General features: G+C 74.3%; 8 protein-coding genes. 6 read left to right on the forward strand and 2 right to left on the reverse strand.

Annotated features, from left to right (window positions below; translation table 11 throughout):
- Positions 1–250: 250 nt before the first annotated feature.
- Genes purS through HGA02_RS08220 form a run of 4 tightly spaced genes read left to right on the forward strand, consistent with a single transcriptional unit; the run spans position 251 to position 2,967 of the window.
- Positions 251–520, forward strand: a complete 270-nt coding sequence (gene purS, locus HGA02_RS08205; RefSeq protein WP_168678611.1) for a phosphoribosylformylglycinamidine synthase subunit PurS — start codon at positions 251–253, stop codon at positions 518–520.
- Positions 517–1,212: a phosphoribosylformylglycinamidine synthase subunit PurQ gene (gene purQ / locus HGA02_RS08210; RefSeq protein WP_168678612.1), complete on the forward strand. Its 696-nt coding sequence runs from the start codon at positions 517–519 to the stop codon at positions 1,210–1,212. The genes purS and purQ overlap by 4 nt, the downstream gene beginning before the upstream one ends.
- Complete coding sequence (locus HGA02_RS08215; RefSeq protein ID WP_168678613.1) at positions 1,212–2,219, forward strand: GNAT family N-acetyltransferase; 1,008 nt, start codon at positions 1,212–1,214, stop codon at positions 2,217–2,219. The genes purQ and HGA02_RS08215 overlap by 1 nt, the downstream gene beginning before the upstream one ends.
- Positions 2,220–2,238: 19 nt before the next feature.
- Entirely contained in the window at positions 2,239–2,967 is a 729-nt protein-coding gene (locus HGA02_RS08220) for a DUF72 domain-containing protein (protein ID WP_168678614.1), read from the forward strand.
- A gap of 318 nt (positions 2,968–3,285) precedes the next feature.
- Here the strand turns inward: HGA02_RS08220 and HGA02_RS08225 are convergent, their stop codons facing one another.
- Both HGA02_RS08225 and HGA02_RS08230 read right to left on the reverse strand, forming a co-directional pair.
- On the reverse strand, positions 3,286–3,468 hold the full coding sequence (locus tag HGA02_RS08225; protein WP_124342608.1) for a hypothetical protein: 183 nt from the start codon (positions 3,466–3,468) through the stop codon (positions 3,286–3,288).
- Positions 3,465–4,949: a glycosyltransferase family 2 protein gene (locus HGA02_RS08230; protein WP_168678615.1), complete on the reverse strand. Its 1,485-nt coding sequence runs from the start codon at positions 4,947–4,949 to the stop codon at positions 3,465–3,467. Before HGA02_RS08230 ends, HGA02_RS08225 begins: the two co-directional genes overlap by 4 nt.
- A 172-nt stretch (positions 4,950–5,121) precedes the next feature.
- On the opposite strand from HGA02_RS08230, the gene HGA02_RS08235 reads away from it, so the two are divergent.
- Together HGA02_RS08235 and HGA02_RS08240 are read left to right on the forward strand one after the other, a co-directional pair.
- On the forward strand, positions 5,122–5,844 hold the full coding sequence (locus tag HGA02_RS08235; protein WP_168678616.1) for a methyltransferase domain-containing protein: 723 nt from the start codon (positions 5,122–5,124) through the stop codon (positions 5,842–5,844).
- A 120-nt stretch (positions 5,845–5,964) separates the two neighbouring features.
- A partial coding sequence (locus HGA02_RS08240; protein WP_210728317.1) for a hypothetical protein occupies positions 5,965–6,247 on the forward strand: 283 nt, incomplete at its 3' end.

The following is a 6,247-nucleotide window of genomic DNA, read 5'->3' on the forward strand; positions in this document are numbered from 1 at the left end:
CGACGGGCGCTGGCTCGGCCTCCGCGTCGGGGACCCGGCCGACCTCGTGCTGCTCGACGACGACCCGGTCGCCCGGGGCAGGACCGCGGGCGCCCTGCGCGACATGCCCGTCGCCGGCACGCTCGTCGCGGGCGGGTGGACGCACCGCACCCTCTGACGGCTCCGGCTGGCGGACAGCGGGGCCGGGTGGCCGCGGGCGGTCGGTAGACTCGCCGCGATCCCCACCGCCGCGAACTCAGGGAGCACCCCCGTGGGACGAGTCGTCGTCGACGTCATGCCGAAGCCCGAGATCCTCGACCCGCAGGGCAAGGCCGTCGCCGGTGCGCTGCCGCGCCTCGGCTTCGCGCAGTTCTCGTCGGTCCGCCAGGGCAAGCGGTTCGAGCTCGAGGTCGACGGGCCGGTGACGGACGAGGTCCTCGCCGCCGCCCGCGCCGCGGGTGAGCAGGTGCTGTCGAACCCGGTGATCGAGGACGTCGTCGCGGTGTACGAGGACACGGACGCCGAGGTCGCGGCCCGATGAGCCGCATCGGCGTCGTCACCTTCCCCGGCACGCTCGACGACCGCGACGCGGCGCGCGCGGTCCGGCTGGCCGGCGGCGAGCCCGTCGCGCTGTGGCACGCCGACGCCGACCTGCACGGGGTCGACGCGGTCGTCCTGCCCGGTGGCTTCTCCTACGGCGACTACCTGCGCGCGGGGGCGATCAGCCGCTTCGCGCCGGTGATGGGGGAGATCGTCGACGCCGCCCACAAGGGTCTGCCGGTCCTGGGCATCTGCAACGGCTTCCAGGTCCTCACCGAGGCGCACCTGCTGCCCGGCTCGATGATCAAGAACGACCACCTGCACTTCGTGTGCCGCGAGCAGGTGCTGTCCGTCGAGCGCACGGACACCGCGTGGACCAGCGACTACGCGCAGGGCGAGCACATCACGATCCCGCTGAAGAACCAGGACGGCCAGTACGTCGCCGACGAGCGCACGCTCGACGAGCTCGAGGGCGAGGGTCGCGTCGTCTTCCGCTACGAGGGTTGGAACCCGAACGGGTCGCGGCGGGGTATCGCGGGCATCAGCAACGCGGCGGGCAACGTCGTCGGGCTCATGCCGCACCCGGAGCACGCGGTCGAGGCGGGCTTCGGCCCGGACGGTGCCCAGGGTCCGCGCACGGGCACGGACGGCCTGCGGTTCTTCACGTCGGTGCTCAAGGCCCTCGTCGGCTGATGACGGCGGACGCCCCGGCCGTCACGGTCGACGTCGTCGCCTGGGAGCACCCGGACGTGGTGCGGCTGCGCGACGCGCAGCAGGCCGAGCTGCGCGAGCGGTACGGCGAGGACGACATCGGTCACGAGATGTCGGGCGACGACATCGTCGGTGTCGTGCTGCTGCACGCGGACGGCGAGCCGGTCGCGATCGGCGCCCTGCGCGACGTCGACGCGGTGTACGACGACCTCGAGCCGCAGACCGCCGAGGTCAAGCGCATGTACGTCGTGCCCGAGCACCGGGGCCGCGGCTACTCGCGCCTGATCCTCACCGAGCTCGAGCGTCTCGCGACCGCGCAGGACGTGCGCTGCCTCGTCCTGGAGACGGGCCCGCTGCAGCCCGAGGCGATCGGTCTGTACCTGCGGGCCGGCTTCCTCCCGATCGAGAACTACGGCGAGTACGTCGGTGTCGTGGACTCGCGCTGCTTCGCGAAGTACCTCGTCCCGGTCCCGCAGGCCGCGCGTGCCCCGCGCTACGAGGGCCGCGTGACGATCGAGCGGACCGCGTGGGACGACCCCCGCGCGCTCGAGCTGCGGCGGGCGATGCACCGGTTCAACGGCTGGCGCTACCCCGAGCTGCAGCCGATGTGGGACGCCGCGGGCGGCTTCGACGGCGACGACGCGGCCCAGGGCGTCGGTGTCGTCGTCGTCCTGCTCGCGCTGCTCGACGGCGCGCCCGCCGGCCACGTCGCGCTGCGCGGCCCGCGGGACGGCCAGCCCGAGGGCGCGGGCGAGGTCAAGAAGCTCTTCGTCGACGACAGCGCCCGCGGCGCCGGCCTCGCACGCATGCTCATGCGCGCCCTGGAGGCGGAGGCCCGCGCGGCAGGCATGACGTCGCTGCTCCTGCAGACGGGCGTGCGTCAGCCCGAGGCCGTCCGCCTCTACGTCGACGAGGGCTACCGGCCGATCGCGCCGTACCAGCCGTACGTCGGCGACCTGCTGTCCCTCTGCTTCGCGAAGACGCTCTGACGGCGGCGCGGGGGCCGGCGTGACGATCCGCGTCGGAACGTCCGGCTGGTCCTACGACCACTGGGAGGGCGTGCTCTACCCGCCGGGGATGCCGCCGCACGACCGGCTCGCGCGGTACGTGCAGGAGTTCGGCACCGTCGAGCTCAACGCGTCGTTCTACCGCTGGCCGCGCGACGCGACGTTCGCGTCCTGGAACCGCCGCCTGCCCGACGGCTTCACGATGTCCGTCAAGGCGTCGCGCGGGCTCACGCACGCGAAGCGGCTCTACGCGCCCGAGGTGTGGGCCGACCGGATCGCCCGCTCGTGGCACGCGCTGCGTGACCGGCGCGAGGTGCTGCTCGTGCAGCTGCCGCCCGACCAGCAGCGCGACGACGCGCGCCTCGAGTGGTTCCTCGGGTCGCTGCCGTGGTGGGTGCGCGTCGCCGTCGAGCTGCGGCACCCGTCGTGGCAGCACGACGACGTGTTCGCGATCCTCGAGCGGCACGGCGCCGCGTCGTGCGTCATGAGCGGCGCGGGCCTGCCGTGCGTGCTGCGCGCGACCGCGCCCTTCGTGTACGTCCGGATGCACGGGCCCGACCACCGGTGGCTCTACGGCGGCTCGTACTCCGACGACGACCTGCGGTGGTGGGCGGACCGCGTGCGCGAGTGGGACGCGCAGGGCCGCGACGTGCTCGTCTACTTCAACAACGACGGCGACGGGAACGCGGTGCGCAACGCCCGGACGCTGCGCTGGGTCCTGGGCGTCTGACGCGACGCGGCGCACCCGCGACGGCCGCGGCGAGGCGTGGCTCGCGACGGTGACCGGGTGCCGGACAGGGGTGGTGCGCGGCGACGGGCTGCGGTTAGCCTGCCCGCATGTCCTCGTCCCGGGTGTGTTGTCGCTGAGCTGACGACCTCGCGCGCCCGCGGCCCGACGGCCCTCGCCGCGCACCCCGGACGACCCGAGGACCTCCTCCCGTGACTCAGCTCCTCGCGCGCACCCGCGCGCCGCACCTCCTCACCCCTTCCCGCCAGCACCGCACCGCGGACGCCGTCGCCCGGAGCCGGCGTGCCGGTCGGCTCGCCGTCAGGCCAGGAACGCCCGTAGCAGCAGGATGACGACCGTGAGCGCGCCCGCGACCAGCGCGATCGGCACGAGCCGCCGCTCGGCCCGCAGGTTGACGCGGATCTCGTCCTCGAGCGCGTCCGGCGCGAGCGTCGCCCACCAGGCCGCGCGCTCCTCCTCGGTGCGTGACGTCGGGGTGCTCATGCCGCCACCGTGCCCTTCTTCTCGGTCTTGTCCCACACCTGCGCCGCGCCCTGCCACTCCTTGAGGTAGGCGTCCGCGGACACCGCGCACAGCACCGGCCCGTACCCCACGAGGTAGATGAGGAAGCGCACCGCCCGACGGCCGCCCGGTGCGCGCTCGAGCTGCTTGAGGCCCCACGCGCACACCATCGACAGCACCGGCCACGCATAGAGCAGGAGCGTCCAGGCGGTGACCGCGACCGGCCCCAGCTGGAGGTCCAGCGCCGCGGGGATGCGCTCGTCCCAGAGCCCGGGCACGAACACGGCGGCCATGATGACGAGGAAGCCCAGCCCGGGGAACATCAGCGCCTCGAGCCACGACCGCCGCGCCGTCTCCCGGTCGAGCATGAGCGTCGTCGCCGTGATGAAGACGTACGCGGTGATCGCCGCCCACCACAGCGCCTGGAACATCCAGGTCGCGAGGAGCTCGTCCATGAGGAACAGCCCGATGAGGCCCACGCTCGCCGCCGTCATGAAGAACGGCAGCAGGTAGATCGCGAACCACATGAAGCCGAAGAGGAACGAGCCGAGCCGGTGCTGCCGGGTCGGGCGGAACCACATGCGCCGGAACCGGCTGGAGATCTGGACGTTGCCGCGGCCCCACCGCAGCCGCTGCTTCCACAGCCCGGTGACCGAGTCCGGCTCCTCCGCGAGCACGACCGCCGACGGGTCGAACACCACGAGCCGCCCGTCGAGCTGCGTCATGAACGTCGTCATCGTGTCCTCGGCCAGCGTCGAGGTGTCGACCTGCCCGCCGATCGCCTCGATGTTGACGCGCGAGTGCAGCTGCGCACCGCCCGCGAGGCAGTCCATCGCCCCCACGACGTTCTCCGCGCGACGCGCGGCCGCCTGACCCGTCACGTACTCGTAGCCGATGAACCGCGTGACCGCGCTCGGCCGCCGCGAGCCCTCGCGGATGTACGCCGACACCGCCCCCACGCGCGGGTCCGCGAGGTGCCGCGTCATGCGGCGCAGCGAGTCCGGCCGGTAGACGACGTCGGCGTCCATGATGAGGAGCGCCTCCATCCAGTCGTCCGCGAGCGCCCGCCGGATCCCGTGGTTGAGCGTGTGCGCCTTGCCCTGGCCGCCCTGCTCGCGCCGCAGGTGGACGATCTGCCCGGGGAACCGCTCGGCGACCGCGCCGACGACCGCGGGCGTGTCGTCGGTGCTCGCGTCGTCGATGACGAAGACGCGCAACCGGTCGGGCGGGTACTCGAGGCCCATGAGCCGCTCGAGCGACGCCGTGAGCACGGGCGCCTCGTTCCAGGCGGGGATCAGCACCACGACGCGCGGCAGGTAGGCCCCCGCCCGGCGCAGGTGCGACCGCACGGCGTGGAACGGCACGATGCCGTACAGCACGATGCCCCCGACCACGGGGATGAGCGCCGTGGCGACGCACGCCACGAGCAGCGCGACGAGCACGTCACGCAGGATGTCGACCATCGGTCCTCCGGTCCGTCACGGGGCGACCCGCCGCGTCCCGGACGTCTGCGCTGCCGATCGCGACGCCCCCTGCTGCACGCCCCTGCGACCACGCTATCCAGGCCCGCGCCACCTCGCGTGCGCAGCGACGGCGCGTCGCCCGGACGGTGCGGGACCCCCGTAGCCTCGCGTCGTGCCCGATGCCGCCTTCACCGACCCCCGTCTCGCCGCGCTCTACGACCCGCTCGACCCCGACCGGTCCGACCTCGACGTGTACGCCGCGCTGGTCGACGAGCTCGGCGCCCGGACGGTGCTCGACGTGGGCTGCGGCACCGGCACGTTCGCGGTCCTGCTCGCCCGCCGGGGCGTGGACGTCGTCGGCGTCGACCCCGCGGCCGCATCGCTCGACGTCGCGCGCGCGAAGCCGGACGCCGACCGCGTGCGCTGGCTCCACGGGGACGCGACGACGCTGCCGCCGCTCGCCGTCGACCTCGCGGTCATGACGGGGAACGTCGCGCAGGTGTTCGTCGCCGACGACGACTGGGCCGCGACGCTGCGCGGCCTGCACGCCGCGGTCCGCCCCGGCGGGCACCTGGTCCTGGAGACGCGGGTGCCGGCGCGCGAGGCATGGCGGGACTGGGTGCGGGAGCGGACGTGGTCACGCGACGACGTGCCCGGCGTGGGGGTCGTCGAGACGTGGACCGACCTGCTCGACGTCTCCCCCGGGCTCGTGACGTTCCGCTCCACGTACGCGTTCGCCGACGGCACGGTGCTGGCGTCGGACTCGACGCTGCGCTTCCGCGAGCACGACGAGGTGGCGGCCTCGCTCGCCGACGCGGGCTTCACGGTCGTCGAGGTGCGCGACGCGCCCGACCGCCCGGGACGCGAGTGGGTGTTCGTCGCGCGCCGCGACTGACGACGCAACCCGGGCGGCCCGGGTGAGCCGGGGTGCTCCGCTCGGGTGATCGCACGTCTCGACGCTCCTCGCGGCGGATCCCGGGGGCCTACGGTCGGGCGACCCGGACCGAGGAGCACGATGCGCCGCACGACGACCGTCCTGGCCGCCGTCGGCGTGGTCGCGCTCGGGGCCGGGTGCGCGGCGTGGGCCCTGACCCGCCCGCCGGTCGTCGACCTCGACGCGCTCCCCGTCGAGCCGCTCACGGCACGTCCCGCCACGGTGCTGGGCGCGGAGCTCACGATCACGGACCCGCCGTGCCCGCCGTTCACGGTGAGCGCGCCGCGGCCGGGTCCGCCCCCGACCCCGGGGGGCGGGGCGATCGAGATCGAGCCGGGCCACGCGTTCACGCACGCGTGCCTGG

The organism is Cellulomonas septica (genome assembly GCF_012396155.1).
In the GTDB taxonomy this organism is placed as follows: Bacteria; Actinomycetota; Actinomycetes; order Actinomycetales; family Cellulomonadaceae; genus Cellulomonas; species Cellulomonas septica.